We start from the raw sequence: 25,674 nt of genomic DNA on the forward strand, positions 1-25,674 counted from the left end.
ATATATTTTTCGAAAAAGACGGACACAATATGCGCAGGAGGTGGACATGATGAGCAAAAATAACGGAAGAAATCGTGGGCAGAACGCTCCAAGCGTCAATCCCCAAGGATATGATGCCACATTTACCCCTGATCCAAAAAGCGCGTTAGAACATGCAGCTAAAAAGACGAACACAAAATAAAGAAGAGAGCAACTCGCTCTCTTCTTATCGTTTTAATTTCTCACGTAATACCATCGGTAAAATACCACCATGGCGATAGTAGTCAATTTCTACTTCACTATCGAAGCGAACAAGCACTTCAAACTCCTTTTTGTTTCCTTGCTCGTCCGTCGCTGTTACTTTTACGTAGTCGCGCGGTTTAACGTTTTCATCAATATGCACTTCAAACACTTCTTTACCCGTCAATCCAAGCGTCTCAGCATTTTCCCCTTCTTTAAATTGAAGTGGTAACACACCCATGAGCACAAGGTTTGAACGGTGGATACGTTCAAAGCTTTCAGCAATAACCGTTTTAATGCCGAGCAAGTATGTTCCTTTTGCAGCCCAGTCACGTGAGCTTCCCATTCCGTAGTCTTTGCCAGCAATGACAACAAGTCCTGTACCATCTTGCTTATATTTCATGCATGCATCGTAAATTGACATGACTTCTCCCGTTGGCCAATACGTTGTATAGCCGCCTTCTGTACCCGGTGCAATTTGGTTACGAATACGAATATTCGCAAACGTGCCTCGCATCATTACTTCGTGGTTGCCACGACGAGACCCATACGAGTTAAAGTCTTTCGGATCGACACCTTTGGAAATTAAATATTGTCCTGCCGGCGTGTTTACACCGATTGATCCAGCTGGAGAAATATGGTCTGTTGTGACAGAGTCGCCAAATTTACCAACTACTCTCAAACCAGTAAGTGGTTTCACTTCTTCCACTTCTGGTGATAATCCTTCAAAGAATGGTGGATTTTGAATGTAAGTTGAATTCTCATCCCATTGATAAAGCGGCTCGTCCGTCGTTTCAATCGCATTCCAACGTGCGTTGTCATCGAATACTCGCTCGTATTCTTTACGGAACAATTCTGGTGTCACCGCTTGTTTCACGACTTCTTTCACTTCTTCCGTAGATGGCCAAATATCATTAAAGTACACATCATTTCCGTTTTGATCTTTACCGATCGGCTCATTTAATAAATCGATGTCGACTGTTCCAGCTAGTGCATATGCCACAACAAGCGGCGGTGATGCTAAATAGTTACCTTTGACGAGCGGATGAATGCGCCCTTCAAAGTTTCTGTTACCAGACAATACGCTTGTTACAAGCAAATCGTTTTCTGCAATCGCCTTTTCAAGCTCTGGGGCAAGTGGACCAGAGTTACCGATACATGTCGTACAACCGTAACCAACGATATTGAAGCCGATTTGTTCTAAGTAAGGAAGAAGCCCGGAATTTTTTAGATAACCTGTCACGACTTTTGAACCAGGTGCAAGCGATGTCTTTACGTATTTCGGTACTCTTAATCCTTTTTCTACCGCTTTCTTCGCTACTAAACCTGCTCCAATTAACACATATGGGTTAGATGTGTTCGTACAGCTTGTAATCGCCGCAATCGCAATCGCACCTGTTTTCATTTTGACTTCTTCGCCGTTTAACGTGACTGTAATTTCCTTATCAAAATCCGTCTCTGTCAAGCCAAAGCCTTGGTTTCCTTGCGGAGAAACAACTGCTTGACGGAACGATTCTTTCATTTTTGAAAGCGGAATTAAGTCTTGCGGACGTTTTGGTCCAGAAAGATTTGGTTCAATTTCCGATAAGTTAATTTCAACTACGTCTGTAAATACAGGCTCTTGTGCATCTCGTGTATAGAACAAGCCGTTTGCTTTACAATATGCTTCAACCACTTGGACGTGTTGCTCATCACGACCTGTCAGACGCAAGTAATCCAACGCCTCTGCATCGACTGGGAAAAAGCCGCACGTTGCACCATACTCAGGCGCCATATTTGCTACTGTTGCACGATCAGCTAATGGCAATGTTGCAACACCTGGACCGAAAAATTCAACAAACTTACCAACGACACCTTTTTTCCGAAGCACTTGTGTCACTTTGAGCGCAAGGTCTGTTGCCGTTGTTCCATTTGGTAATTTTCCTGTTAAGCGCACACCGATCACTTCTGGTACCGGGAAGTAAGAAGGTTGTCCAAGCATACCTGCTTCTGCTTCGATACCGCCAACTCCCCAACCTAATACGCCAATGCCGTTAATCATTGTCGTATGGGAGTCTGTACCTACAAGTGTATCAGGGAACGCTTCGTATTCACCATTTTCTCCTTCAATAACGTGAACGACGTTTGCTAAATACTCTAAGTTTACTTGATGCACAATGCCTGTTGCCGGTGGGACAGCACGATAATTGCTAAACGCTTTTTGTGCCCATTTTAAAAACTTATAGCGTTCCGCATTGCGCTCAAACTCTAAATTCATATTGTATTCGAGCGCATCTTCTGTTCCAGCTTTATCAACTTGGACAGAGTGGTCAATAACAAGATCGACAGGAATTTCGGGGTTGATTTCGTACGGATCTCCGCCGATGTCCGCCATCGCTTTTCGCATTGAAGCTAGATCGACAACGGCAGGAACACCTGTAAAGTCTTGTAAGATGACGCGAGATGGCTTAAACGGAACATCTACATCTTTTAACTCGCTCGTTCCCCATTTCGCTAAATTTTCAACATGTTCTTTCGTAATGACGCGTCCGTCAACTTGACGAAGTACGGATTCAAGAAGTACTTTGATGGAATACGGAAGGCGTGATACGTTTCCGATCCCTGCTTCTTCAAGCGCTTGTAGGCGATAGTAATGATATTTTTTTCCGTTTACCTCAAATGTAGAACGCGCTTGAAATACATCATTTTTTACCATTATGTATTACCCCCTTATAACAAGTCATCTTCTCCCAAACCCACAAAATTCCTACGCTTTTATCTTAATACAATGCTCTACATAAGTAAATAATAATTGTTTATAAGTTTCAGATAAATGCATATTTTTTGCTCTCTTTCTAATAATAGTTGTAGGAGGTGAAAAAAGATGGTAAAAAGAAAAGCAAATCATGTAATCCCTGGCATGAACGACGCAAGCGCACAAGGAAAAGGTGCCGGCTACAACGAAGAGTTCTCTAATGAACCGCTTACAGAAGCGCAAAAACAAAATAACAAAAAACGTAAGAAAAATCAATAATCCCGCCTGGAGCGGGATTATTCATACATGTTTACTTCTTCCACAATTGCTTGCAAATCATCGCGAAACTGTTCAAGCTGTTTGCGCTGTTTTCCAGAAGCTACTTCAAGCGCATTATTAATTTGTTCGAACGCTTCGTTGACCTCTTGTTTTAAATGATGTAGCTGACTGCCATAGTCTGCATCACTTCTCACAAGATGATCATACCATTCTTTTGCCTCCATTGTTCCTTGTTGCGCGGCTTCAAACGCTTGTTGCTTATTTTTATGATAAGGCATATCGTTCATTCCCCCTTTTTAGTATTATCGTGCCTATTCACGAGCGAAATATGCATAAATTCTACTCATTATGTCATCATATGAAAGAAAGGGGTGTATCTTATGAACAAAAATACAAGTAAAGATATGCGCAAAAATGCTCCAAAAGGAGATCAACCAGGACAACCAGAGCCGCTTAGCGGATCGAAAAAAGTAAAAAATCAAAACCATACACGTCAAAAACATAACTCAAGTCACGATATGTAAAAGAGCTGACGCAACAGTCATCTCTTTTGCTTGATTCCATCTCTGTTTTTTTACATAATAAACGTTGAGGTGGAATGTATGCTAACAGGTTGGTTTTTATGGTTTATTTTATTTTGGGTCGTTTTTCTTCTTGTTACGATGTCAATCGGTGGCTTTTTTATGTTTCGGAAATTTTTAAAACGCTTACCAAAAGAAGATGGAAAGTCGGAATTGGACTGGCAACAATATTACATTGAACAAACACGGCATCTATGGTCTGAAAAAGAAAGAGCATTGCTCGAAGATTTAGTCCGCCCTGTTCCTGAGCTATTTCGTGATGTTGCTCGACAAAAAATCGCTGGTAAAATTGGAGAATTGGCTTTACAAGAACAGGCGGATCGAATTACAGAAGATTTAGTTGTCCGTGGTTATATTCTCGCTACACCAAAACGCGATCATAAATTTTTAATTAAGGCACTTCAGACCAAACAAATTGACTTGTCAAAGTACGAACATTTACTGACAAAAAAAAGCTAATCCTTCTTCGCACGGATTAGCCTTGTTCTTTTATTTCACGCTCAAGGCGACGATATGATGCATACATCGCCACGCGCCATGGAACGATCATCGAAAAGGCGAGAATCCAAAACATTCCCGCAAGCTCCCCATATTCAATGGAGCGACTTAAATACGTTTTTAGCGCTAAGCGTAGCACAATTAAACCAACAAAAATAAAAACAAACGCTTTGGAGCGTTTTAAATAAATTTCATTACCTCGAACTTCAAATGAAGATGTTTTTATTAACAAAATAGAAAAAAGTGCCCCTATAATCATCGCTTCAGCACACTCAAGCACTGTTACCCGAAACATCGGGTGAAGGAACATGAGTGCACCTGTGCTCATAAAAATAGGTGGTAATATAATTTTTTTTTCATTCGTTGGTTTTTCTGCCGCTTTCATTCGGATAAAAGAAACAACTCCAGCCATAAATACAGCAAATACCGAACTAAAAATCGCCAAACTCCATCGTCCTTTCTCCTTTTACTGCAACACACGCTGAATGGCTTCAATAACACGGCTCTCATCAAATGGTTTTACAATAAAATCAAGCGCTCCTGCTTCAATGGCTTCAACGACCATCTTTTGTTGCCCCATAGCTGAACACATAATGATTTTCGCTTGCGGATCGCGCTGCTTAATTTCCTTGACCGCTTCAAGCCCGCTCATAATGGGCATCGTAATATCAAGCGTTACGACATCTGGCTTTAACTCCATATAAAAATCAACAGCTTGTTTTCCATTCTCCGCTTCCCCAACTACTTCATGATTCGCTTTTTTTAAAATATTTGCTAATGTCAGGCGCATAAATTTTGCATCATCCACAATTAAAATTCTCGCCATTCCCTTTCCCTCCACACCTTTGAAAACTAAAAACCTGTAAAACCACCAAATATATTCGTCATATAAATCGTTATTTTTGTCATCCAATCAAAGAACAACACAACACCCATTCCCACCATGACATATCCGCCGACTTTCATTAGCTTAACATGATGTTTCCGAATCCAACCCATTTTCCCAATAAAAAACGATAAAAGCAAAAAAGGCAAAGCAAAACCGAGTGAATACGCCGTCATATACACTACACCTAAACTTGGGTTTGTCGCTGCTAGAGCAATCACGGATACTAAAATCGGACCTGTACACGGCGTCCAACCGGCAGCAAACGCCATGCCAATAAGGAAAGATCCGATATAACCTGATGGACGTTGTTGAAAGGATAAACGACGATCCGTCATTAAAAAGGTCGGCTTAAAGATGCCGATAATAACAAATCCGAAAAACACCATCAGTATTGCACCAATTTGCCGAATAAGATCTTGGTACGTATGAAAAAAACGTCCAAGAATCGATGTGCCGAAACCGATCGCAATAAAGATAAAAGAAAAACCGAGCAAAAAAAATAACGTATGTAACAAACTTCTTTTTTGTAACAATGCATAATCAGACTTTAAATCACTAACTGAAATTCCCGTAATATATGATAAAAAGGCTGGGTAAAGCGGCAAACAGCAAGGAGAAATAAACGACAACACACCTGCCCCAAACGCAACAAACAGTTGAACGTCCATATGGTTGGCACTCCATTTCTTCTTCATTTGGCTATATTTTATCAAAAAAATACAAATATGAGCAACATCTTCTTTGTTTGCTAAAAAAGACACTCATCACGAGTGCCTCACCCTTTATTTTAATTGATTGTTCATCGCTTTCATCATCTGATTGATTTTCTTTTGCGAAGGGGTCATGCCCATTTGCATCATCATCATTCGAATCATTTGCTCGTTAATTGGTGGATTTTTCTTTAAGTAGTTCATCATTGTTTTACGCGCAATAAAAAATCCGAGCGCAACGCCAGCAGCAAGCGCTACAATGCCTACTAAAATCATTTCCCACATATTTTTTCCTCCTTCATGTTGTCTACATTACACTATACTAAACAATAACGGTTTGTACAATATGTTCAGTAAAAAATCTTTATGCGATAATAAAACGGGGAGCTCATCTCCCCGTTTTATTATTTGTTTAACAACGCTTTGACTCGGGCAACAACGTTTTCCACTGTAAATCCGTATTCTTGCATAATTTTTTCTCCAGGGGCAGAAGCTCCAAAGCGATCAATGGCTAAAATATCGCCTTCATCGCCTGTATAACGCTCCCAACCAAGAGATGAGCCCATTTCAATAGCGAGACGCTTTTTCACGTGCTTTGGAATCACGCTCTCTTTATATTCAGCTGGTTGTGCCTCAAAACGATCCCATGAAGGCATGCTTACAACAGAAACATGAATGCCTTCGCTTGCTAACGCTTTTTGCGCTTCTACCGCTAAGCTCACTTCCGAACCAGATGCAAGCAATAAGGCTTGTACCTCTCCTTGCGCTTCCGAAACAACGTACGCTCCCTTTTTCACACCTTCATAAGCGCGCTCAGCTGTCGTAGCTAGAGTAGGAAGATTTTGGCGTGTCAACACAAGTGCTGTCGGACGATTCGTAGATTCTACCGCTAATCGCCAAGCAGCTGCTGTTTCATTCGCATCTGCCGGACGAATAACACATACGTTCGGCATCGCTCTTAACGAAGCAAGTTGTTCAATCGGCTCGTGCGTTGGACCATCTTCTCCAACGGCAATACTATCATGCGTAAATACATATGTGACAGGTAATCCCATAAGTGCAGCAAGCCGGATCGCCGGACGTAAGTAATCCGAAAACACGAAGAACGTACCGCCGTAAACTTTTACCCCACCATGAAGCGCCATTCCATTTAATGCAGCTCCCATGGCAAATTCACGCACACCAAACCAAATGTTGCGACCGTCATAGCTTTCCGGCAAGAAATTTCCTGCCCCTTTAATTAACGTTTTGTTCGAACCAGCTAAATCTGCAGATCCACCTAAAAATTGTGGCACAACTTTTGCAATCGCATTCAACACTTCACCGGAAGAAGCACGTGTTGCTAAACTTTTTCCTTCTGCATATACCGGTAACGCTTTTTCCCATCCTTCAGGAAGTTTGCCATCAATCGCCATGCGCAATTGCTTCGCTAAGTCTGGATACGCCTTTTCATATTCAGCAAATAAAGCATTCCATTCTGCTTCTTTTTTCTCTCCTGCTTCTTTTACCACTTTTTCAAAATGGGCATACACTTCGTTCGGAACATAAAAATCTTCTTCAAACGTCCATTTGTACGCTTCTTTTGTTAGTTTAATTTCATCTCTTCCAAGCGGAGCTCCGTGTACATCTGCTGTTCCCGCTTTGTTTGGTGAACCGTAACCGATTATTGTTTTTACTTCAATTAACGTCGGGCGCTCCAAATCTTTTTGAGCTTCAGCAATCGCTTGAGCAATTTCTTCAATGTTATTTCCGTCTTCCACGCGAATGTATTGCCATCCATACGCTTTGAAACGTTGCTCAACGCTTTCTGAAAACGAAAGATTTAATTCGCCATCTAGCGAAATATCATTTGAATCATAAAGAACGATGAGGCGGCCAAGTTTTAAGTGACCAGCTAACGAAGCAGCTTCAGCAGAAACTCCTTCCATTAAATCACCGTCGCCGCAAATCGCATATGTAAAATGGTTAATAATTTCGAAATTGTCTTTGTTGTATGTAGCTGCTAAATGACGCTCTGCCATCGCCATTCCAACAGCCATCGCAATCCCTTGCCCAAGCGGTCCAGTCGTCGCTTCCACACCTGGTGTATGACCGTATTCGGGATGCCCCGGTGTTTTACTTCCCCATTGGCGAAATTGCTTAATGTCTTCCATCGTAACATCGTAGCCACTTAAATGAAGCAAGCTATACAATAACATCGAACCATGTCCTGCCGATAATACAAAGCGGTCACGATTAAACCATTTTGGGTTGCGCGGATTATGGTTCATAAACTTTGTCCATAGCGTATACGCCATTGGTGCAGCTCCCATCGGCATTCCTGGGTGACCTGAATTTGCTTTTTCAATGGCATCGATCGACAATGTGCGAATTGCCGCAATCGACAATTGTTCGATAGAGTGTGTCATCATCTTCATCCTTTCATTTGCAAACATTCTCATCTTTTATGATATAGAAAAGTACATGAAATGTACAACAATTCACAACACTTTTTTTTTGACAAACTGATAAAAAAAGAGAGAACATCTATACTTGTATGTTCTCCACAATACGTACATTAATGCAGGCGTTTCTTCTTACTGTCCTTTAATTTTTTTGGCGTTACATCATTTCCAGTTGGATCAATGACTTTTACTGTATGAAGCGTTTCAATCATCGACTCGCGAAACGCTGCAATATACTCAGCGCGGAGCTGCAGCTGCTCTTGTTTCTCTTCTGCTGTCAGCCCTTCTAGTTTTGCTTTTTTAGCTAATGCATTAATTCGTGCAATTTTCTCACGAGATATCATTCATCGTCATTCCTTTGTATGAAATTACTTTTGGCCCGTATCATCATACAAAAATTTTTCATCGTTGGCAAGCTGCTCATATTCTTTATATCGTCGGTGAACGGTTGCTTTTGAAACATCGTAACCGAACGACCGAAGCGTAGCAGCAATTTCAGCAAACGTTAAGCGATTTTGGCGTAAACGAACAATCTCTTCAATCGGCACGTCTTTTCGGTCGCGACCAGCGTGTTCCCCAACATTGCGCAAATTGTTTTCCGGCCGATAACCATTTTGAACTGCCCGCTGCATCCCACGTTTAATTTTTAAGTTATGTATTTTCCTTTGATACTCTTCTACAATGCTAATGATTTCTAACACCATCGAATCCGCTTCAGATAACTGAAGCTCTCCCCGATGACTAACCGTATATACGCGGATCCCTTCTTTTTTCAAGCAGCGAAGAAGCGCAATTTTTGCATTTCCTCGTCCTAATCTTGTTTCATCTTGGACAAGAACAACATCAATATGATGTTGTTTGATTGCATCGAGCAATTCAATAATTCCTTCACGTTCAACATCATAACCGCTCGCTTGTTCTTGAATGATTTTGACAACATTCATTCCGTATTCAGCTGCTAGCTTTTCAAGCTCTTCTTTTTGCCTTTGTAACGACGTTTCTTGTGTTTGTTTTGTCGTACTTACACGACAATAAATCATTGCGTTCATCCGTCATCCCTTTCTATTGACTATGGTTTGTTAGCAACAAGCTGATTCTCGATATTTGATTTTAACACAGGGATCACGATTTTCTCACCAACAATTAATCGATCATCTGAGCGCTTATTTACTTCCATGACCCATTGAATAAATTGTTCATGGGACAACTGATGTTCGTGCTTATATTTATCTGCAATCTCCCATAATGTATCACCGGCTGATACTGTAATTTGAACATATTTCTCTTTATCAACAGATTCTGTTGCTTGTAGAAACGCCCAAACAAATAACACACTAAATAAAAACATCATCACATAATGTATTTTCCCCATGCCATCTACCCCCCTAGAACATTTGTTTGTATTTATGATAACAAGAACTTTTGTTCGTGTCAACTATTTTTCTCGAACTTATGTTTGTATTAACATGCAAAATTATGTTATAATGTGTGCAAAGATTTAAAAGGAAGAGGTGTATAATAATGGCGAAATTATCAAAACGACAACAACAAATTTTAGACTTTATTAAACAAGAAGTTCGCACAAAAGGGTATCCACCGTCAGTAAGGGAGATCGGAGAAGCGGTCGGTTTAGCATCGAGTTCTACCGTTCACGGACATTTAGCACGTTTAGAAAGTAAAGGCTTCATTCGTCGTGATCCGACAAAACCTCGTGCCATTGAAATTTTGGACGAGTATGAGTCCATTCCAAAAACAAATGTCGTTAACGTCCCAATCGTTGGAAAAGTGACAGCCGGACAACCAATTACCGCAATAGAAAACATTGAAGAATATTTCCCTCTTCCAGAACGGTTCGTCTCACCAGATGATCAAGTATTTATGTTGCAAATTGTTGGAGAAAGCATGATTGAGGCCGGCATTTTAGACGGGGACTACGTAATCGTCCGTCAACAACAAACAGCGAATAACGGGGATATCGTTGTAGCCATGACTGAAGATCATGAAGCGACAGTAAAGCGATTTTTTAAAGAAAAAGATCACATTCGTCTACAACCTGAAAATTCATCAATGGAACCAATCATCGTTCAAAATGCTACGATTTTAGGAAAAGTGATTGGCGTATACCGTGCAATTCATTAAGAAAAAAGGAGAACATAAAAAGCTAACGGAAAAACCGTTAGCTTTTTTAGTAAAGGCTCATATATTGTTCACGTTCCCATGGATGTACTGCTGTACGGAACATATCCCATTCAATTTCTTTCGCTTCGACAAAGTGCTCAAATAAATGTTTGCCGAGCGCATTGACAATCACTTCATCCGATTTTAAGTTTTGCAAGGCTTCTGCTAACGTTGCAGGCAAATCCACAATTCCTTCTTCTAGCCGCTCCTCTTTTGTCATCACATAAATGTTGCGATCCACTGGCGCTGGCGGTGTTAATTTATTTTTAATTCCATCTAATCCAGCTGCTAATAATACAGCCATCGCTAAATATGGGTTTGCTGCAGGGTCTACGCTACGCACTTCAATGCGCGTACTCATGCCGCGTGACGCAGGAATGCGAATGAGCGGGCTTCGGTTGCGTGCTGACCACGCGACGTAACAAGGTGCCTCATATCCTGGGACAAGCCGCTTATACGAGTTCACCGTTGGGTTTGTTACTGCTGTAAAGTTTGGCGCATGCTTTAACACACCCGCAATGAACTGCAACGCTGTTTCGCTTAGCTGCAATTGACCATTTGGGTCAAAAAAGGCATTTTCGCCATTTTTAAAGAGCGATAAGTTACAATGCATACCTGAACCATTCACGCCAAAAAGCGGTTTTGGCATAAATGTCGCATGTAAACCGTGTTTACGTGCGACTGTTTTTACGACAAGTTTAAAAGTTTGAATATCGTCGCACGCTTTGACTGCATTGGCGTACTTGAAGTCAATTTCATGTTGTCCTGGTGCAACTTCATGGTGAGATGCTTCGATTTCAAATCCCATCTCTTCTAGCTCTAATACAATGTCACGACGGCAGTTTTCTCCTAAATCCGTTGGAGCTAAATCAAAATAACCGCCATGGTCATTTAATTCTAACGTTGGCTCTCCTTTTTCATCGAGCTTGAATAGGAAAAACTCCGGCTCTGGTCCTAAATTGAACTCTGTGAATCCGAGCGCTTCCATCTCTTTTAACACACGTTTTAAGTTATAACGTGGACATCCTTCGAATGGCGTACCATCTGGATTGTAAATATCACAAATAAAACGCGCCACTTTTCCTTTTTCTGCTGTCCATGGGAAAATAACAAATGTATCTAAGTCTGGATATAAATACATATCTGACTCTTCGATACGAACAAACCCTTCGATCGATGACCCGTCAAACATCATTTTATTGTCGAGCGCCTTTTGTAATTGACTAACTGGAATTTCCACGTTTTTAATCGTGCCGAGAATGTCTGTAAACTGCAAACGAATATACTTTACATTCTCTTCCTTAACAATACGAAAAATGTCTTCTTTCGTGTACTTAGCCATACATATTCCTCCCCCAAAATGAAAAAGATCATTTATGTTAAAAAACATAAATTTTTAGTGAAAAAAGCGAGCAATATCTCCTTGGCGAAGCGATGCTCGATTAAAACGACCGGCTTGCATCAACTCGGCACGCAACAGCTTGCGCAACTCCGCTTCCGACAAATCTTGTTTCATCACTTTCGGTGCAACAGATGGAGTTGTTTCCGTATGTTGTTGTTGACGCGAAGCAAAAATTTGTTTAATGCCTGCTAAATTAACACCTTGTTCGATTAAATCTTTAATTTCAAGTAAACGATCCACATCATTAAACGAAAATAATCGGCGATTGCCTTCTGTCCGCGCAGGTGAAACAAGACCGTGTTCCTCATAATAGCGGATTTGCCGCGCTGATAAATCTGTTAATTGCATAACGATGCCTATTGGAAATAACGGCATGGAGCGACGAATGTGACTATTCATGTCGACCCCTCCTTACGTAATACGTATTTTCATTTTATTCTATGTTACTCTATATGTCAATGATACGTTATATTTTATTACATATTTTTTTCTGAAAGATTTTATAATTGAATCAATTGTTTTTCGAGCAATCGATCAATCGCCATACACACAGCAATTTTTACATGTGAATACGTTAATCCCCCTTGCACATACGCCACATAAGGTGGTCGAATCGGCCCATCAGCTGATAGTTCAATGCTTGCACCTTGTACAAACGTTCCTGCCGCCATAATGACGTCATCTTCATAGCCTGGCATGTAGTTTGGATACGGCGTAAAATGCGAATTGACAGGGGATGCAAATTGAATCGCTTGACAAAACGCAATCATTTGTTCTGCATCGTCGAATTGCACGGACTGAATTAAGTCGGTGCGTACCGCATTCCATGCCGGATACGTGTTCATTCCGATTCGTTCAAGCATAGCTGCAGTAAAGACCGCACCTTTTAACGCTTGGCCAACAACATGTGGTGCTAAGAAAAATCCTTGATACATTTCTTGTAGACTGTATAAAGAAGCACCGGCTTCCGCACCAATTCCTGGTGACGTCATACGATAAGCACACATATCAATATATTCTCGTTTACCAACGAGATATCCTCCTGTCTTCGCCAATCCACCACCAGGATTTTTAATAAGTGACCCAGCCATTAAATCTGCACCAACATGACACGGCTCTTGCTCCTCGACAAATTCTCCATAACAGTTATCGACGAAAACGACAACATCTTGTTTGATCCCTTTTACAAAATCGATCATTTCTTTAATTTCAGCAATTGTAAATGATGGACGTGGATCATACCCTTTTGACCGTTGAATACCAATCATTTTCGTTCGATCATTGATCGCTTGTTTTACCGCTGCAAAATCGACTTTACCTTCCGAAGTGAGTGGTACGCTGCTATAGCCGATATGAAACTCTTTTAGCGAACCGATGCCTTTGCCACGAATACCGACAATTTCTTCAAGCGTATCGTACGGTTTGCCGGTAATATATAATAGTTCATCTCCCGGACGTAACACACCGAATAAGGCGATTGTAATCGCATGCGTGCCAGAAATAATTTGTGGACGGACGAGCGCTGCTTCCCCACCGAATACATCTGCATACACTTTTTCTAATGTATCGCGCCCGATGTCATCATAGCCATATCCTGTCGATGGAATAAAATGCGCATCGCTTACTTGATGGCGGCGAAAGCTTTGTAATACGCGATATTGATTAGAATCAATGCGCTCATCAATCGCTTGATGAATCGGTGCAATTTGTGCTTCCATTTCTTTAACGAGCCTAGCAATTTTCTCTCCATGTGTGAAATGCTGAAACATAACAAAACCCTTTCTATTTGTTGTATGTTCTTAGTTGTAACAACAGCGGATGCTCTGACAATATGTAGCCGCTACATTCATACATGCCGTTTTGTTCATTAAAATGAAGTTGCCGCACAATCGTTTCTGCTTTTAGCTGCGCGAGCAATTTTCCTTCAAACGCGGGAATTGCCACGTCGTAACGCTCCATCGCTTCTGTCATCTTTTCTTCAATAAACTCGCGCAAACGTTGGACGTCTTGTTCGTTAAACGCACTTACTAATATATGATCTGTTCTCGGGCTTGGCACAAAGTTTGGAAGAACGATGTCGCGTTTATTATACACGGTGGCGCTTGGAATGGTCGTCGCCTCCAATTCTTCAAGCAAACGATAAACCGTTTGTTCATGTTGAATATAGTCCGGATTGGACGAATCAACAATATGTAAAATAAAATCAGCCTCTTTCACTTCTTCTAACGTCGAACGAAACGCTGCGACAAGCGTTGTCGGCAAGTCTTGAATAAAACCGACCGTGTCCGTCAAAAGCGCTGTATAGCCACTTGGTAGCACAAGTTTCCTTGTGAGCGGGTCTAGTGTCGCAAACAATAAATTTTCCTCAAACGCACCCGCTTTCGTTAAGCGATTAAAAAGCGTGGACTTACCCGCGTTCGTATAACCAACTAGCGCAATTTGAAACACGACGTTTTTCTTTCGCCGCTCGCGATACCGTTCGCGATGTTCAACAACAGCTTTAAGCTGCGCTTTAATTTCATCAATGCGACGGCGAATATGGCGACGGTCTGTTTCTAGTTTCGTTTCTCCCGGTCCTCTCGTTCCGATTCCGCCGCCTAATCGCGAAAGTTCTGTTCCTTGTCCACTCAACCGCGGCAATATGTATTGTAGCTGAGCAAGCTCGACTTGCAATTTTCCTTCTTTTGAGCGCGCGCGGCTTGCGAAAATGTCTAAAATAAGCTGCGTCCGATCAATGACGCGCACATTTAATAGCTTCGTTAAGTTTCGATTTTGGCTTGGTGACAATTCATCATTAAAAATAACAACATCTGGTTCAAACTGTTCGACAAGCTGAACAAGCTCTTCAACTTTTCCTTTACCGATATATGTCGCCGGATGAATCGTCTCTCGCTTTTGCGTCAGGCTAATGACGACTTCACCGTTTGCGGTGTGAACAAGTGAAGCAAGCTCTTCCATCGAATACGAAAATCGTTCATCGTTCATATGAGGTAATTGACACCCAACAATCATCACTCGTTCCCGTTCTTTTTGCATATTTTCCCTCTTTCCTATTGAACGTCTGTTCTCATCATAACAAATCTTATTGAAAAGTGCTATGGACTGAAAAATGATCGTTGATTTTTTCTTGTTTTGTACATAAAATTGTAACGTAATTTTACATAACAGAAAGGATTGCGATCATGACTTGGGAAGTATTAAGTATAATCGGCACAATTGCCTTTGCAATTAGCGGAGCGATTGTCGCTATGGAAGAAGAATACGATATTTTAGGCGTATACATTCTTGGAATCGTAACCGCATTCGGTGGCGGAGCTGTACGCAACGTGTTAATCGGTGTACCCGTGTCAATTCTTTGGCAACAACAAACGCTGTTTTTTATCGCGTTTCTCGCGATGACTATCGTCTATTTGTTTCCACAAAAAATGTTGCCTCATTGGCAACGTTGGGGGAACTTTTTCGATGCCCTCGGACTTTCCGCTTTCGCCATTCAAGGAGCGCTATATGCCGTTCAAATGAATCATCCATTAAGTGCAGTCATTGTTGCTGCTGTGTTAACCGGAAGCGGAGGTGGGATGATTCGCGATATATTAGCAGGAAGAAAACCGCTCGTATTGCGTGAAGAAATTTACGCTGCTTGGGCCATTTTAGCCGGTATCGCAGTTGGAACCGGGATCGCGCATTCTTCGTTTGGTTTGTATATATTGTTTGGCGTTGTTGCCACATTGCGCATTTTATCATATACATATAACTGGAAATTACCGAATAAATCATTAAAAACAGAAAACTAAAGCAGGAGCCTCCACTGAGGTCTCCTGCTTTTTTATCCTTCCCACCGCTCGACAATTGTCGCGGTTGCCATGCCGTGTCCGATGCAAATCGTTAATAAGCCGTAGCGTCCCTTTCGTCGTTCAAGTTCGTGAACGAGCGATGTCATCAGTTTCACACCCGTTGCCCCAAGCGGATGGCCTAACGCAATCGCACCACCGTTGACGTTGACTTTGGAAAGTGGGACACCGATTTCTTTTTGCCAGGCAAGGACAACAGAAGCGAACGCTTCGTTAATTTCCACAAGGAAGGTTTCCCTCCCCTATTTATTCAACAACTAAATCGCGTTCTCGTATAATCATCAATTCTTTTTTGTCATAACGCCCTTCGTGCAACAGGCGCACTGCTTGTTTCCGAATTGCTTTTTCAATCAAATTTCGAATGTAGCGACCGTTACTAAACTTTCTTTGATATCCCCCAGCTAACAGCTGTTCAATATGTTCACGTAGCTTTCGTTCTGCTTCGGAAGTAAGCTCATATTCTCTCATGTGAAGCATTTGTTTTGCGATTTGCACAAGTTCCTCTGTTGTGTAATCCGGGAATTCGAGCATTAACGGAAAACGTGATGGCAATCCTGGGTTTAACGATAAAAAATACTCCATCTCAGCCGGATATCCGGCTAAAATAACAACTAAATCGTCAGAAAAATCTTCAATTCCTTTTACTAACGTATCGATGGCTTCTTTTCCAAAATCTTTTTCTCCTCCACGTGCGAGTGAATAGGCTTCATCAATAAATAAAATCCCTCCGCGTGCTTTTTTAATTAAATCGCGCGTTTTATTAGCTGTATGACCGATGTATTCACCGACTAAATCGGCACGTTCTGCTTCAATAAAATGCCCTTTAGATAAAACGTTCATTTCTAAAAATAACTTTCCAAGAATACGAGCAACTGTCGTTTTTCCTGTACCTGGGTTCCCTTTAAAAATCATATGAAGCGATTGTTTATTTCCTTTTAGCCCGTTCGCTTGACGTGCTTTATTAATATATAACCAAGCATAAATTTCCTTAATTAATTTTTTTACTTCACTTAGTCCAACTAATTCATCTAGCTCTCTTTGAATCTCTTTCAACACCGCATGTTGATGGTAATCAATTCGATTTGGCGTTTCTTCTTTCGGCAAGTAATTGACGTTTTTTGCGTTAAGCACGATATTAATTTGACTTTTTGTTTGCTTCATCGTCAACTCTGACAAGGCGACGTCACCTCTCCTTCATCGTTGCTTCTTTTATTAATATACGCTTCAGTTGCCCATTTCGTGACAAATGCCTAACGAAAAAATCGCCCACCGATATGCGGTGAGCGATATATCTTACTCAATCTCAATTTTTACGTTTTTTTGTGGTGCAAATGTGGAAATGGCATGTTTATAAATTAATTGTTGTTTTCCATCCACTTCTAACAATACTGTGAAATTGTCAAATCCTTTCACTAACCCACGCAATTGAAATCCATTCAGCAAAAATACAGTAACCGTTGTTTCTTCCTTCCGCAATTGGTTTAAAAACTGATCTTGAATGTTTATTGCCATTGCTTCGTCCTCCTCTTTTTCTCTACATTACGTTTATATATTCGATTGAAAGCGAAACTTTCCTTCTATGTAATGCAAAATTTCATTCACTCGCGTCGCAAACTTCGTATCATCCGTCATATCAAACCATTGAACGGGCATTTGATTACGAAACCATGTAAGTTGGCGCTTCGCATAACGACGAGAGTTTTGTTTCAACTGTTCGATTGCTTCTTCAAGCGTAATTAACCCATCAAAATATGCATATAACTCCTTATAACCGATCGCTTGAATCGCTTGGCAGTCACGCACACCTTGGTCATACAATCGTTTCACTTCTTCAATCAATCCTTGAGCAATCATTTCATCTACTCGCCGATTAATGCGTTCATATAGTTTTTCTCGTTCCATCGTCAACCCAATGAGCGCAACGTTGTAAACGAGTTGTCGTTTTTGTTCTTTTAACCATTCCGTCATCGTTTTTCCTGTGCAATGGTAAATTTCTAAGGCACGTATGACACGTCGGACGTTATTTGGATGTATACGCTCAGCACTTATCGGATCAATGTGCCTAAGTCGCTCATAAAGCTCATCCGATGAACATTGCTCTAACGCTTGTCGATATGAATCGTTTGATGGTGCATCCGAAAATTGATAATCATAAATAACAGATTGAATGTATAACCCTGTACCCCCAACGATTATCGGGAGCTTTCCCCGATTCGTAATATTTGTAATAAGGGAGCGAGCGAGCGTCTGAAACTCCGCCACAGAAAAAGATTCATACGGCTCCTTTATATCAATTAAATGATGGGGAATGCCTTCCATTTCTTCTGAACGAATTTTTGCGGTTCCAATATCTAATCCTTTATATATTTGCATCGAGTCACCATTAATAATTTCCCCTTGTAAACGCTTGGCTAGCTCTATGCTCATTTTCGTTTTCCCCACAGCCGTTGGACCAATTAACACAACGACTTTCTCTCCCATATAATACCACTACTTTCCATTCTAATTCACATTCATTTATTATAGACAAACAATATACATTTTATCATCTATGTTCAAAAAATTTTAGTTCCAAAAGCGAACGAAAAACATCCGCTTTTTTACATGACACGTTTAAACATTTTTTCTAACTCATAAGTAGAAAAGTGAATCATAATTGGCCGACCGTGCGGGCATGTAAATGGATCGCTCGTTTTCCGCAACGATTCAAGCAACGCAAATATTTCATCGTTGCGCAAAAATTGATTTGCTTTAATGGATTGTTTACAACTCATCATAATCGCTGCTTTTTCACGCAACTGTTTGATGTCCACTTTTTTCATCACTAACACTTGCTTAATCATTTCTTCAATAATTGTTGCTTCTTCCCCTTTTGGAAACCATTGAGGATGCGAACGGACAATAAAACTGTTATGGCCAAATGGCTCTAAAAATACGCCACACGCAGCTAAGTGATCGCGATGACTGTCAATGAGCAAATATTCACTTGATGAATAAGTAAACGTCAACGGGATAAGCAACGGTTGTAACTCATTTGTGACCATTGCTAATTTTTCGCGAAAATATTCATATTTGATTCGCTCTTGTGCAGCATGTTGATCAATAATGTACAATCCATTTTCATTTTGGGCTAAAATATACGTCCCGTGCATTTGTCCAATCGGATATAATGGCGGAATGCGTTCTTGATCCATCTCTCCTGTTACATGTTCGCTTGGAACAACGGATTCTACATCAAGCGGCTTGACATCTTGATCACGAACACGTTCGTCACTTTTCTCCAACACGATTCGCTCTTCTGTTTTCTTTTCTTGATCACGATATATCTCCGTTACACGTGGTGACATCGTATTTGATTCTTTCACGATATGTTCAAACGAAAACGTTTGTTGTTCTGCTTTCGTTTTTTCTACTCGCGGTGCCGTTACCTCAGGAATTAACGTCTTTTTTTGAAATGATTGGCGAATCGTTTGTTGAACAAGCTCGTTTAACTCGGCTTCTTTACTAAAACGTACTTCTAACTTTGCCGGATGAACGTTCACATCCACAAGAAGCGGATCCATAACAATATTTAAAAATGCAATCGGATGTCGTCCGATTGGAAGAAGCGTATGATACCCTTCTTCAATCGCTTTATATAACGAATAGTTTTTAACATATCGCCCATTTACAATCGTAGTCATATAGTTACGGGAAGCGCGCGTCACCTCAGGTAAAGCAACGTAACCGTCAATGGTAAAATCGATCGTTTCTGCATGGATGGCAACCATTTTTTTAGCCGCATCAAATCCGTAAATAGCTGCTAACACTTGCCGAACATCACCGTTCCCGTTCGTATAAAACAGCTGTTTCCCATTATGTGTTAATCGAAAAGAAATATGTGGGTGCGCAAGAGCTAAGCGATTCATGACATCAACAATATGACCAAGTTCCGTATGAATCGTTTTCATATATTTTAAGCGAGCTGGCGTATTGAAAAATAAATGCGAAACCGTGATATCCGTTCCTTTTCGACTGCTTGTCCGACCATGTTGCACAAGCTCTCCTCCTTTTAAGACGATCAACGTCCCTGGCCCTTCACCTGTGCTTGACTTTAACTCTAAATGTGAGACCGAAGCAATACTCGGTAATGCCTCTCCTCTAAAACCGAGCGTACGGATGCGGAACAAATCGGACTCATCTTTAATTTTGCTTGTTGCGTGTCGTTCGAACGCTAAAAAACAGTCTTCCTCTTCTAACCCATCCCCGTTATCAATCACGCGAATTTTCGCCAATCCCGCTTCTTCTAACTCGACTTCAATGATGGTGCTATGAGCATCAATCGCATTTTCAACAAGCTCTTTTACGACAGAAGCGGGACGTTCAACGACTTCCCCTGCCGCAATTTTATTTGCTAATGCATCATCAAGTTTACGAATTTTCCCCACGTTTTCCCTCCTTTCACTTTAATAGCTTTTGGATTTCATATAGTTTATTCATCGCTTCAAGCGGTGTCATATCAAGCAAATTAAGCGACTGAATGCGCTTGATCACTTCTCTCTCTTTTTTCGATGCACTCGAACGCCCTTCATTTTGCTGCTCCTCAAACATGCTTAGTTGCTCAAACTTCTCTCTATTTTCTTTAATGATCGTCATCTGATTTGTTTCAAACTCGCGTAAAATTTGTTCTGCCCGCTGAATTAATTCTGGCGGCAGCTTTGCTAATTGCGCTACATGAATACCGTAACTTTTATCTGCCGGCCCTTCTTTCATTTTATGCAAAAAAATAACGGTTCCGTTTTCTTCAATCGCGCTAACATGAACATTTTTTAAACGTGGCAATTGTTTTTCAAGTGCTGTTAATTCATGATAGTGCGTACTAAATAACGTTTTTGCGCCAATTCGGTCGTGAATGTATTCAATCATCGCTTGAGCAAGCGCCATGCCATCGTATGTGGATGTTCCGCGGCCAATTTCGTCAAACAAAATAAGACTATTTTGTGTCGCGTGAACGATCGCGTTACGCGCCTCTAACATCTCAACCATAAATGTACTTTGGCCTGCAACTAAATCGTCAGCTGCTCCGATTCTCGTAAACACTTGATCAAAAATCGGCAATATCGCTTTTTCCGCTGGAACAAAACATCCGATTTGCGCCATAATAGCTGTTAATGCAATTTGACGCATGTACGTGCTTTTTCCAGACATATTCGGTCCTGTAATAAGCAATATTTCTCGTTCATCATCCATATAACAATCGTTTGGAACATAAATATTTGATCCTAATACTTTTTCAACAACAGGATGGCGTCCTTGTTGAATAACAAGACGGCGATCATCGGAAAACTGCGGTTTAGAGTAGTTATATTTTTCGCTAACCGTTGCAAAACATTGTAAAACATCCAATTGACTAATGTATTTCGCTAATTTTTGCAGACGTACAATGTATTGTTTCACTTGTTCACGAATCGAAACAAACAACTCATATTCAAGTTCCATGCTTTTTTCTTCTGCTTCTAAAATAAGTGCCTCTTTTTCTTTCAACTCTTTTGTCACAAAACGTTCAGCATTAGCTAATGTTTGTTTACGCTCATACCGTCCTTCTGGCAACAAATGCAAGTTTGCTTTTGTTACTTCGATATAGTATCCAAACACTCGGTTATAACCAATCTTTAACGATTTAATTCCAGTTAATTCCCGTTCTTTCGCTTCTAACTGCGCAATCCATGTTTTTCCGTTCCGACTAGCATCTCGAAATCGATCCAACGCTTCGTTATAACCATCTTTAATGATTCCACCTTCTTTAACAGATAGTGGTGGATTTTCTTCAATCGCTGCTTCTAACAATTGGACAAGTTCTTCACATGCATCAAGATGTTGTGCGAATAATTGAACGTTTTCGTCTTCAATTTGCATAAGAAGCGCAACAATCAACGGCACTTGTTTTAACGATTTTTTCAATTGAATTAAGTCGCGCGCATTGACATTTCCAAATGCAACACGTCCAGCTAATCGTTCTAAATCATATACTCCGCGAAGATATTCGCGCAATTCTTGCCGCTCGAAATAGTGCAAAAGAAGCTGCTCAACAAGATGCCATCGCTGCTCAATTTTTTCACGATCTAACAACGGGTGATCAATCCATTGCTTCAGCAATCGTCCTCCCATTGCTGTCATCGTTTCATCAAGAAGCCAAAAAAGCGAACCCGTTTTGCCTTTTGTGCGCATCGTTTCGGTTAACTCTAAATTTCGTTTGGAATATACATCCATTTTCATATATGCATCGACTTCATACAATTCTACTGGCTGTAAGTGAGCTAAACTCCGCTTTTGTGTTTTTATTAAATAATTTAATAATCTTCCAAACGTCACAAGTAATTTTTCTTGTTTCAAATGAGAAACAATGGACTCACACACAGGTGGGATAGTTGTTTCATCTTCGCATGAAATCGTAAGAACATATCGTTCTTGCAACGATTGACATTGCTCTTTATACGCAGTTGCAACGACAATTTCTTTCGTGCCAATAGAATAAATTTCATTCAATACATCTTCAAACGAACGGAGCATTGTCATGCGACTCTCACCGGTCGTTAAATCTGTATATGCAAGGCCATATGTGCCATCTTTAAATGATGTTAACGAAGCTAAATAGTTGTTTGCTTTCTCTTCAAGTTGCTTCCCTTCCATGATCGTTCCAGGCGTAATGAGTTGTACGACTTCTCGACGCACAACTCCTTTCGCTGTTTTTGGATCTTCGACTTGCTCACAAATCGCGACTTTATATCCTTTGTCAATCAAACGTTCGATGTACATGGCGGCTGAATGATAAGGCACCCCGCACATCGGTACGCGCTCTTCGCCTCCACCGTCACGACTTGTCAGAGTAATTTCTAACTCTTGGGATGCTTTAATTGCATCTTCAAAAAACATTTCGTAAAAATCACCGAGGCGAAAAAACAGAAAAGCGTCTTTATATTGTGACTTAATCGCTAAATATTGTTGAATCATCGGTGTATAAGCCATCATCTTTCCTCCAACGTCCGAGATATTGACTTCAATTATTATAACAAAAAATAAAAACTAGGAAGAATAAACTTCCTAGTTTTTATTGCTTCCTTCTTGAAGAAGCTCTTCATCTAACTGTTCTAATTCCGCCTCAATATCTTCCTCTATTTCGTCTGATGATGTATCGACGACTGCAATACGTACTTTTGTTTCTCCGATGACTTCTGCAACAAACTCTCGCTCTACTTCAACAGTTACTTTGTTTCCAGTTGAAGCAATCGTACATTCTAAACAATTTGGTTGTTGAACAACGCGCGCGATCACTTCTTGTTCTTCACTAATGAGCTCTTCGTTACGATACTTTAACGAAATCACATCGGTGTACGATACAGTTTCTGTGAGCACTTCCGTTTTTGTATTGTCGTCGTACGAATACCAAACGTTCACATCATACTTGCCATGAATTTCAACACTACGATCCACTTTTTTTGCTTCGTACCGATGATTAATAATCCAGCAACCGAGCACGCTCGTTGGACGATGTTTCGCGGAAACTGTATGCGTCGATTGCGTAAACTTTCGCCCTTTTCCCACAACCGCCTTTGTAATAATCTCTCTGTATTGGGACATGAAACAAACCCTCCTCAAAAATGCATTGTTCATTTTATCCTATGCACTAGAAACACAAAAGTGTACATAAAAAAACAATCATTCCGTATAGTTCATTGTATGCGGCCGATTCAAAATATGTACGAAAAACATAAAAAAAGAGCCCATGAAAAAATGGACTCTTCAATGACAATGGCCACAATGACTATGTTTCACTTGGGCTCCTGTTTCCCCTCGCAACACATCTCCGCCCGTTGATGTAATAATTTCATCTGTTACTGTCTTTGAAATAGTGGAAGCAACAAGTTGCAATAAATCGTTAATTTCTACTTGCGATTGTTTAAATTGTTCTACAATTGGAATTTCCGATAGCTGTTCGTAAATCTCATCAATTTCTGCTTCCACTTTTTTTAACGCTTCTGTTTTCCCATAATGTTGCAAGTTTACAGCTTGTTTTTGTAATGATTTAATTTTAGCAATCATCGTGCGCACTTTTTCATTTTCATGAATTTTCGCTTCTGCTTGTTTAAAAATCCCAACTTCTTCTGTTTCAGCAATCATTTTAGCTAATTCTTTCGCTTTTTGTACAATGTCATCTTTTGTATATTTCGCCACGTTATTTCACCTCAATCGCTTCTTCTACCATTTCTCCGTTTAATGTCCACGTTTTTGCTTCGGTAATCCGCACTTTTACAAGTTGACCAATCGCAGACTTTGGCCCGATGAAGTTGACGAGTTTGTTTTTGCGCGTATATCCAGCAAGAACATCCGGATTGTTTTTACTTTCCCCCTCTACTAACACTTCGACAACTTGTCCTTCATATTCCTTCATTTTTTTTGCGGAAATTTCATTTACTAATGCGTTTAATCGTTGTAAACGTTCTTTTTTCACTTCCATCGGTACGTTGTCGGCCATTTTTGCTGCTGGCGTTCCTTCACGTGGCGAGTAAATGAACGTAAATGCAGAATCAAATTCAACCTCGCGATATAGCGACAACGTTTCTTCAAATTGTTCATCCGTTTCGTTCGGGAACCCGACGATGATGTCTGTTGTGAGCGCTACACCAGGAATCGCTTCTTTAATTTTGCGAACAAGCTCTAAATATTGTTCGCGTGTATATTTGCGCGCCATCATTTTTAATACTTCACTACTTCCCGATTGAACTGGCAAATGAATGTGCTCGACTAAATTTCCACCTTTAGCCAATACTTCGATTAAACGATCATCAAAATCACGCGGATGGCTTGTTGTGAAACGAATGCGTGGAATATCAATTTTGCGTAACTCATCCATTAAATCACCAAGACCATATTTCATATCAGTGAAGTCTTTTCCATACGCATTCACGTTTTGCCCTAATAAAGTAATTTCTTTATATCCTTGTGCTGCTAAATGCCTCACTTCTTGGATAATATCTTCTGGACGACGGCTACGTTCTTTTCCGCGCGTATACGGAACAATACAGTACGTACAAAACTTATCACAACCGTACATAATATTGACCCATGCTTTAATGTTTCCTTTTCGCACTTTTGGTAAGTTCTCGATGACGTCGCCTTCTTTTGACCATACTTCAACAACCATTTCTTTCGACATATACGCTTCTTTCAAAATATACGGAAGACGATGAATATTGTGCGTACCGAAAATCATATCAACGTATTGGAATTGTTTTAAAATTTTATTGACGACCGATTCCTCTTGCGACATACAGCCACATACACCAAGCAATAAATCAGGGTTGTTTTGCTTCAATGGCTTTAAGTGACCAATTTCTCCGAATACTTTGTTCTCCGCATTTTCACGAATCGCACACGTATTTAATAAAATGACGTTCGCATCTTCTGGACGATCGGTCGGTTCATAACCGAGCGCCATAAAAATTCCAGCCATCACTTCTGTATCGTGTTCATTCATTTGACAGCCATACGTACGAATGTAAAACTTACGACCGTTCCCCATGCCACGAAACTCTTCAGGAATAGAAAAATCTTTATGATATTTCACTTCCTCTTTTCCGCGTTTTTTTGCTTCTTTCAAAGATGGTGGCACAAATACGGTTGAAAAATATTTTTCATAGTCTTGACTTGTTTTTTGCTTTAGACGTTGTAAATTGCCATCCAAAGCGGATTTTTTGTCCGTTGGATGATCCGTCTCAATTTGTGCTGTGTACTGTAAACGTTGTTTTTCGTTCATCGTTATTCTCCTTTCTTTTATTCATACATGCACACTAACATAGTATATTATTTTCCGGGCTTTTAAACAATGTTTTTCCAATCGAGTAGGAGGAGGTGA

Annotated in this window: 28 protein-coding genes and 1 pseudogene; 6 read left to right on the plus strand and 23 right to left on the minus strand. The window is 40.5% G+C overall.

Annotation, left to right across the window (positions count from 1 at the left end):
* Window positions 1-49: 49 nt before the first annotated feature.
* Window positions 50-181 (plus strand): small, acid-soluble spore protein L, encoded by a 132-nt coding sequence (gene sspL / locus ABEV15_RS11015; protein ID WP_429632389.1) that lies wholly within the window; start codon window positions 50-52, stop codon window positions 179-181.
* Between the two features lie 24 nt (window positions 182-205).
* Here sspL and acnA read toward each other — a convergent pair whose 3' ends face one another.
* On the minus strand, window positions 206-2,914 hold the full coding sequence (acnA, locus tag ABEV15_RS11020) for an aconitate hydratase AcnA (RefSeq protein WP_498853229.1): 2,709 nt from the start codon (window positions 2,912-2,914) through the stop codon (window positions 206-208).
* A gap of 168 nt (window positions 2,915-3,082) precedes the next feature.
* Between acnA and sspO the strand changes: the two genes are divergently transcribed.
* Window positions 3,083-3,232 carry a small acid-soluble spore protein SspO gene (sspO, locus tag ABEV15_RS11025; protein WP_032099534.1) on the plus strand — a complete coding sequence of 50 codons (150 nt, stop codon included), beginning with the start codon at window positions 3,083-3,085 and terminating at the stop codon, window positions 3,230-3,232.
* A gap of 17 nt (window positions 3,233-3,249) precedes the next feature.
* Here sspO and ABEV15_RS11030 read toward each other — a convergent pair whose 3' ends face one another.
* Window positions 3,250-3,510 carry a hypothetical protein gene (locus ABEV15_RS11030; RefSeq protein WP_498853230.1) on the minus strand — a complete coding sequence of 87 codons (261 nt, stop codon included), beginning with the start codon at window positions 3,508-3,510 and terminating at the stop codon, window positions 3,250-3,252.
* A gap of 102 nt (window positions 3,511-3,612) precedes the next feature.
* On the opposite strand from ABEV15_RS11030, the gene ABEV15_RS11035 reads away from it, so the two are divergent.
* Entirely contained in the window at window positions 3,613-3,756 is a 144-nt protein-coding gene (locus ABEV15_RS11035; protein WP_498853231.1) for a small acid-soluble spore protein P, read from the plus strand.
* A gap of 78 nt (window positions 3,757-3,834) precedes the next feature.
* Window positions 3,835-4,272, plus strand: coding sequence for a DUF2621 domain-containing protein (locus tag ABEV15_RS11040; RefSeq protein ID WP_498853232.1), 438 nt, complete (start codon window positions 3,835-3,837; stop codon window positions 4,270-4,272).
* Window positions 4,273-4,288: 16 nt separating this feature from the next.
* Here the strand turns inward: ABEV15_RS11040 and ABEV15_RS11045 are convergent, their stop codons facing one another.
* From ABEV15_RS11045 to yneA, 8 genes are all read right to left on the minus strand, one after another.
* Window positions 4,289-4,756 carry a CcdC family protein gene (locus tag ABEV15_RS11045; RefSeq protein ID WP_498853233.1) on the minus strand — a complete coding sequence of 156 codons (468 nt, stop codon included), beginning with the start codon at window positions 4,754-4,756 and terminating at the stop codon, window positions 4,289-4,291.
* A gap of 21 nt (window positions 4,757-4,777) precedes the next feature.
* The gene (locus tag ABEV15_RS11050) at window positions 4,778-5,137 is read right to left on the minus strand and encodes a response regulator (RefSeq protein ID WP_498853234.1); all 360 of its coding nucleotides are present in this window, start codon (window positions 5,135-5,137) and stop codon (window positions 4,778-4,780) included.
* Between the two features lie 26 nt (window positions 5,138-5,163).
* Entirely contained in the window at window positions 5,164-5,868 is a 705-nt protein-coding gene (locus tag ABEV15_RS11055; RefSeq protein WP_498853235.1) for a cytochrome c biogenesis CcdA family protein, read from the minus strand.
* Window positions 5,869-5,982: 114 nt separating this feature from the next.
* The gene (locus ABEV15_RS11060; RefSeq protein ID WP_003398951.1) at window positions 5,983-6,195 is read right to left on the minus strand and encodes a YneF family protein; all 213 of its coding nucleotides are present in this window, start codon (window positions 6,193-6,195) and stop codon (window positions 5,983-5,985) included.
* 119 nt (window positions 6,196-6,314) lie between these two features.
* Window positions 6,315-8,318, minus strand: coding sequence for a transketolase (tkt, locus tag ABEV15_RS11065; RefSeq protein WP_429632366.1), 2,004 nt, complete (start codon window positions 8,316-8,318; stop codon window positions 6,315-6,317).
* Window positions 8,319-8,467: 149 nt separating this feature from the next.
* Window positions 8,468-8,698, minus strand: coding sequence for a DUF896 domain-containing protein (locus ABEV15_RS11070; protein ID WP_429632363.1), 231 nt, complete (start codon window positions 8,696-8,698; stop codon window positions 8,468-8,470).
* A 24-nt stretch (window positions 8,699-8,722) separates the two neighbouring features.
* Window positions 8,723-9,403 carry a YneB family resolvase-like protein gene (locus ABEV15_RS11075; protein ID WP_429632360.1) on the minus strand — a complete coding sequence of 227 codons (681 nt, stop codon included), beginning with the start codon at window positions 9,401-9,403 and terminating at the stop codon, window positions 8,723-8,725.
* Window positions 9,404-9,423: 20 nt separating this feature from the next.
* The gene (yneA, locus tag ABEV15_RS11080) at window positions 9,424-9,726 is read right to left on the minus strand and encodes a cell division suppressor protein YneA (protein WP_498853236.1); all 303 of its coding nucleotides are present in this window, start codon (window positions 9,724-9,726) and stop codon (window positions 9,424-9,426) included.
* 149 nt (window positions 9,727-9,875) lie between these two features.
* On the opposite strand from yneA, the gene lexA reads away from it, so the two are divergent.
* On the plus strand, window positions 9,876-10,493 hold the full coding sequence (lexA, locus tag ABEV15_RS11085) for a transcriptional repressor LexA (RefSeq protein WP_498853237.1): 618 nt from the start codon (window positions 9,876-9,878) through the stop codon (window positions 10,491-10,493).
* A 46-nt stretch (window positions 10,494-10,539) separates the two neighbouring features.
* Here lexA and glnA read toward each other — a convergent pair whose 3' ends face one another.
* The 4 genes from glnA to hflX all read right to left on the minus strand — a co-directional run bounded on the left by glnA (window position 10,540) and on the right by hflX (window position 14,970).
* Window positions 10,540-11,874, minus strand: coding sequence for a type I glutamate--ammonia ligase (glnA, locus tag ABEV15_RS11090; protein ID WP_429632353.1), 1,335 nt, complete (start codon window positions 11,872-11,874; stop codon window positions 10,540-10,542).
* 54 nt (window positions 11,875-11,928) lie between these two features.
* On the minus strand, window positions 11,929-12,333 hold the full coding sequence (locus ABEV15_RS11095) for a MerR family transcriptional regulator (RefSeq protein WP_429632350.1): 405 nt from the start codon (window positions 12,331-12,333) through the stop codon (window positions 11,929-11,931).
* A gap of 101 nt (window positions 12,334-12,434) precedes the next feature.
* Window positions 12,435-13,703 (minus strand): methionine gamma-lyase family protein, encoded by a 1,269-nt coding sequence (locus ABEV15_RS11100; protein WP_429632347.1) that lies wholly within the window; start codon window positions 13,701-13,703, stop codon window positions 12,435-12,437.
* 13 nt (window positions 13,704-13,716) lie between these two features.
* Entirely contained in the window at window positions 13,717-14,970 is a 1,254-nt protein-coding gene (gene hflX, locus ABEV15_RS11105; RefSeq protein ID WP_498853238.1) for a GTPase HflX, read from the minus strand.
* 146 nt (window positions 14,971-15,116) lie between these two features.
* Between hflX and ABEV15_RS11110 the strand changes: the two genes are divergently transcribed.
* Window positions 15,117-15,725, plus strand: a complete 609-nt coding sequence (locus ABEV15_RS11110; RefSeq protein ID WP_429632341.1) for a trimeric intracellular cation channel family protein — start codon at window positions 15,117-15,119, stop codon at window positions 15,723-15,725.
* 32 nt (window positions 15,726-15,757) lie between these two features.
* On the opposite strand, the pseudogene ABEV15_RS11115 reads toward ABEV15_RS11110, so the two are convergent.
* The 9 genes and pseudogenes from ABEV15_RS11115 to miaB all read right to left on the minus strand — a co-directional run.
* Window positions 15,758-16,009 (minus strand): annotated as a pseudogene (locus ABEV15_RS11115) (steroid 3-ketoacyl-CoA thiolase); the annotation flags it as partial.
* Between the two features lie 19 nt (window positions 16,010-16,028).
* Window positions 16,029-16,958, minus strand: coding sequence for a stage V sporulation protein K (gene spoVK / locus ABEV15_RS11120; RefSeq protein WP_429632339.1), 930 nt, complete (start codon window positions 16,956-16,958; stop codon window positions 16,029-16,031).
* Window positions 16,959-17,075: 117 nt separating this feature from the next.
* Window positions 17,076-17,294, minus strand: coding sequence for an RNA chaperone Hfq (hfq, locus tag ABEV15_RS11125; protein ID WP_429632336.1), 219 nt, complete (start codon window positions 17,292-17,294; stop codon window positions 17,076-17,078).
* 33 nt (window positions 17,295-17,327) lie between these two features.
* Complete coding sequence (miaA, locus tag ABEV15_RS11130; RefSeq protein WP_429635150.1) at window positions 17,328-18,263, minus strand: tRNA (adenosine(37)-N6)-dimethylallyltransferase MiaA; 936 nt, start codon at window positions 18,261-18,263, stop codon at window positions 17,328-17,330.
* A 119-nt stretch (window positions 18,264-18,382) separates the two neighbouring features.
* Window positions 18,383-20,209 (minus strand): DNA mismatch repair endonuclease MutL, encoded by a 1,827-nt coding sequence (gene mutL / locus ABEV15_RS11135; RefSeq protein ID WP_429632330.1) that lies wholly within the window; start codon window positions 20,207-20,209, stop codon window positions 18,383-18,385.
* Window positions 20,210-20,222: 13 nt separating this feature from the next.
* A complete protein-coding gene (mutS, locus tag ABEV15_RS11140; protein WP_498853239.1) occupies window positions 20,223-22,790 on the minus strand; it encodes a DNA mismatch repair protein MutS in 2,568 nt (855 codons plus the stop codon).
* A gap of 72 nt (window positions 22,791-22,862) precedes the next feature.
* Entirely contained in the window at window positions 22,863-23,399 is a 537-nt protein-coding gene (locus tag ABEV15_RS11145; protein ID WP_498853240.1) for an outer spore coat protein CotE, read from the minus strand.
* 162 nt (window positions 23,400-23,561) lie between these two features.
* A complete protein-coding gene (locus tag ABEV15_RS11150) occupies window positions 23,562-23,993 on the minus strand; it encodes a YlbF/YmcA family competence regulator (protein ID WP_429632321.1) in 432 nt (143 codons plus the stop codon).
* A gap of 1 nt (window position 23,994) precedes the next feature.
* Window positions 23,995-25,575: a tRNA (N6-isopentenyl adenosine(37)-C2)-methylthiotransferase MiaB gene (gene miaB, locus ABEV15_RS11155; RefSeq protein ID WP_498853241.1), complete on the minus strand. Its 1,581-nt coding sequence runs from the start codon at window positions 25,573-25,575 to the stop codon at window positions 23,995-23,997.
* Between the last annotated feature and the right edge of the window lie 99 nt (window positions 25,576-25,674).

It is taken from the genome of Bhargavaea massiliensis (assembly GCF_050480245.1).
Taxonomy (GTDB): Bacteria; Bacillota; Bacilli; order Bacillales; family Anoxybacillaceae; genus Anoxybacillus.

Coding starts and splice junctions, on each gene's coding strand:
- sspL (WP_429632389.1), top strand. CDS start 50: ATGAGCAAAAATAACGGAAGAAATCGTGGGCAGAACGCTCCAAGCGTC.
- acnA (WP_498853229.1), bottom strand. CDS start 2,914: ATGGTAAAAAATGATGTATTTCAAGCGCGTTCTACATTTGAGGTAAAC.
- sspO (WP_032099534.1), top strand. CDS start 3,083: ATGGTAAAAAGAAAAGCAAATCATGTAATCCCTGGCATGAACGACGCA.
- ABEV15_RS11030 (WP_498853230.1), bottom strand. CDS start 3,510: ATGCCTTATCATAAAAATAAGCAACAAGCGTTTGAAGCCGCGCAACAA.
- ABEV15_RS11035 (WP_498853231.1), top strand. CDS start 3,613: ATGAACAAAAATACAAGTAAAGATATGCGCAAAAATGCTCCAAAAGGA.
- ABEV15_RS11040 (WP_498853232.1), top strand. CDS start 3,835: ATGCTAACAGGTTGGTTTTTATGGTTTATTTTATTTTGGGTCGTTTTT.
- ABEV15_RS11050 (WP_498853234.1), bottom strand. CDS start 5,137: ATGGCGAGAATTTTAATTGTGGATGATGCAAAATTTATGCGCCTGACA.
- ABEV15_RS11055 (WP_498853235.1), bottom strand. CDS start 5,868: ATGGACGTTCAACTGTTTGTTGCGTTTGGGGCAGGTGTGTTGTCGTTT.
- ABEV15_RS11060 (WP_003398951.1), bottom strand. CDS start 6,195: ATGTGGGAAATGATTTTAGTAGGCATTGTAGCGCTTGCTGCTGGCGTT.
- tkt (WP_429632366.1), bottom strand. CDS start 8,318: ATGACACACTCTATCGAACAATTGTCGATTGCGGCAATTCGCACATTG.
- ABEV15_RS11070 (WP_429632363.1), bottom strand. CDS start 8,698: ATGATATCTCGTGAGAAAATTGCACGAATTAATGCATTAGCTAAAAAA.
- ABEV15_RS11075 (WP_429632360.1), bottom strand. CDS start 9,403: ATGAACGCAATGATTTATTGTCGTGTAAGTACGACAAAACAAACACAA.
- yneA (WP_498853236.1), bottom strand. CDS start 9,726: ATGGGGAAAATACATTATGTGATGATGTTTTTATTTAGTGTGTTATTT.
- lexA (WP_498853237.1), top strand. CDS start 9,876: ATGGCGAAATTATCAAAACGACAACAACAAATTTTAGACTTTATTAAA.
- glnA (WP_429632353.1), bottom strand. CDS start 11,874: ATGGCTAAGTACACGAAAGAAGACATTTTTCGTATTGTTAAGGAAGAG.
- ABEV15_RS11095 (WP_429632350.1), bottom strand. CDS start 12,333: ATGAATAGTCACATTCGTCGCTCCATGCCGTTATTTCCAATAGGCATC.
- ABEV15_RS11100 (WP_429632347.1), bottom strand. CDS start 13,703: ATGTTTCAGCATTTCACACATGGAGAGAAAATTGCTAGGCTCGTTAAA.
- hflX (WP_498853238.1), bottom strand. CDS start 14,970: ATGCAAAAAGAACGGGAACGAGTGATGATTGTTGGGTGTCAATTACCT.
- ABEV15_RS11110 (WP_429632341.1), top strand. CDS start 15,117: ATGACTTGGGAAGTATTAAGTATAATCGGCACAATTGCCTTTGCAATT.
- hfq (WP_429632336.1), bottom strand. CDS start 17,294: ATGGCAATAAACATTCAAGATCAGTTTTTAAACCAATTGCGGAAGGAA.
- miaA (WP_429635150.1), bottom strand. CDS start 18,263: ATGGGAGAGAAAGTCGTTGTGTTAATTGGTCCAACGGCTGTGGGGAAA.
- mutS (WP_498853239.1), bottom strand. CDS start 22,790: ATGATGGCTTATACACCGATGATTCAACAATATTTAGCGATTAAGTCA.
- ABEV15_RS11145 (WP_498853240.1), bottom strand. CDS start 23,399: ATGTCCCAATACAGAGAGATTATTACAAAGGCGGTTGTGGGAAAAGGG.
- miaB (WP_498853241.1), bottom strand. CDS start 25,575: ATGAACGAAAAACAACGTTTACAGTACACAGCACAAATTGAGACGGAT.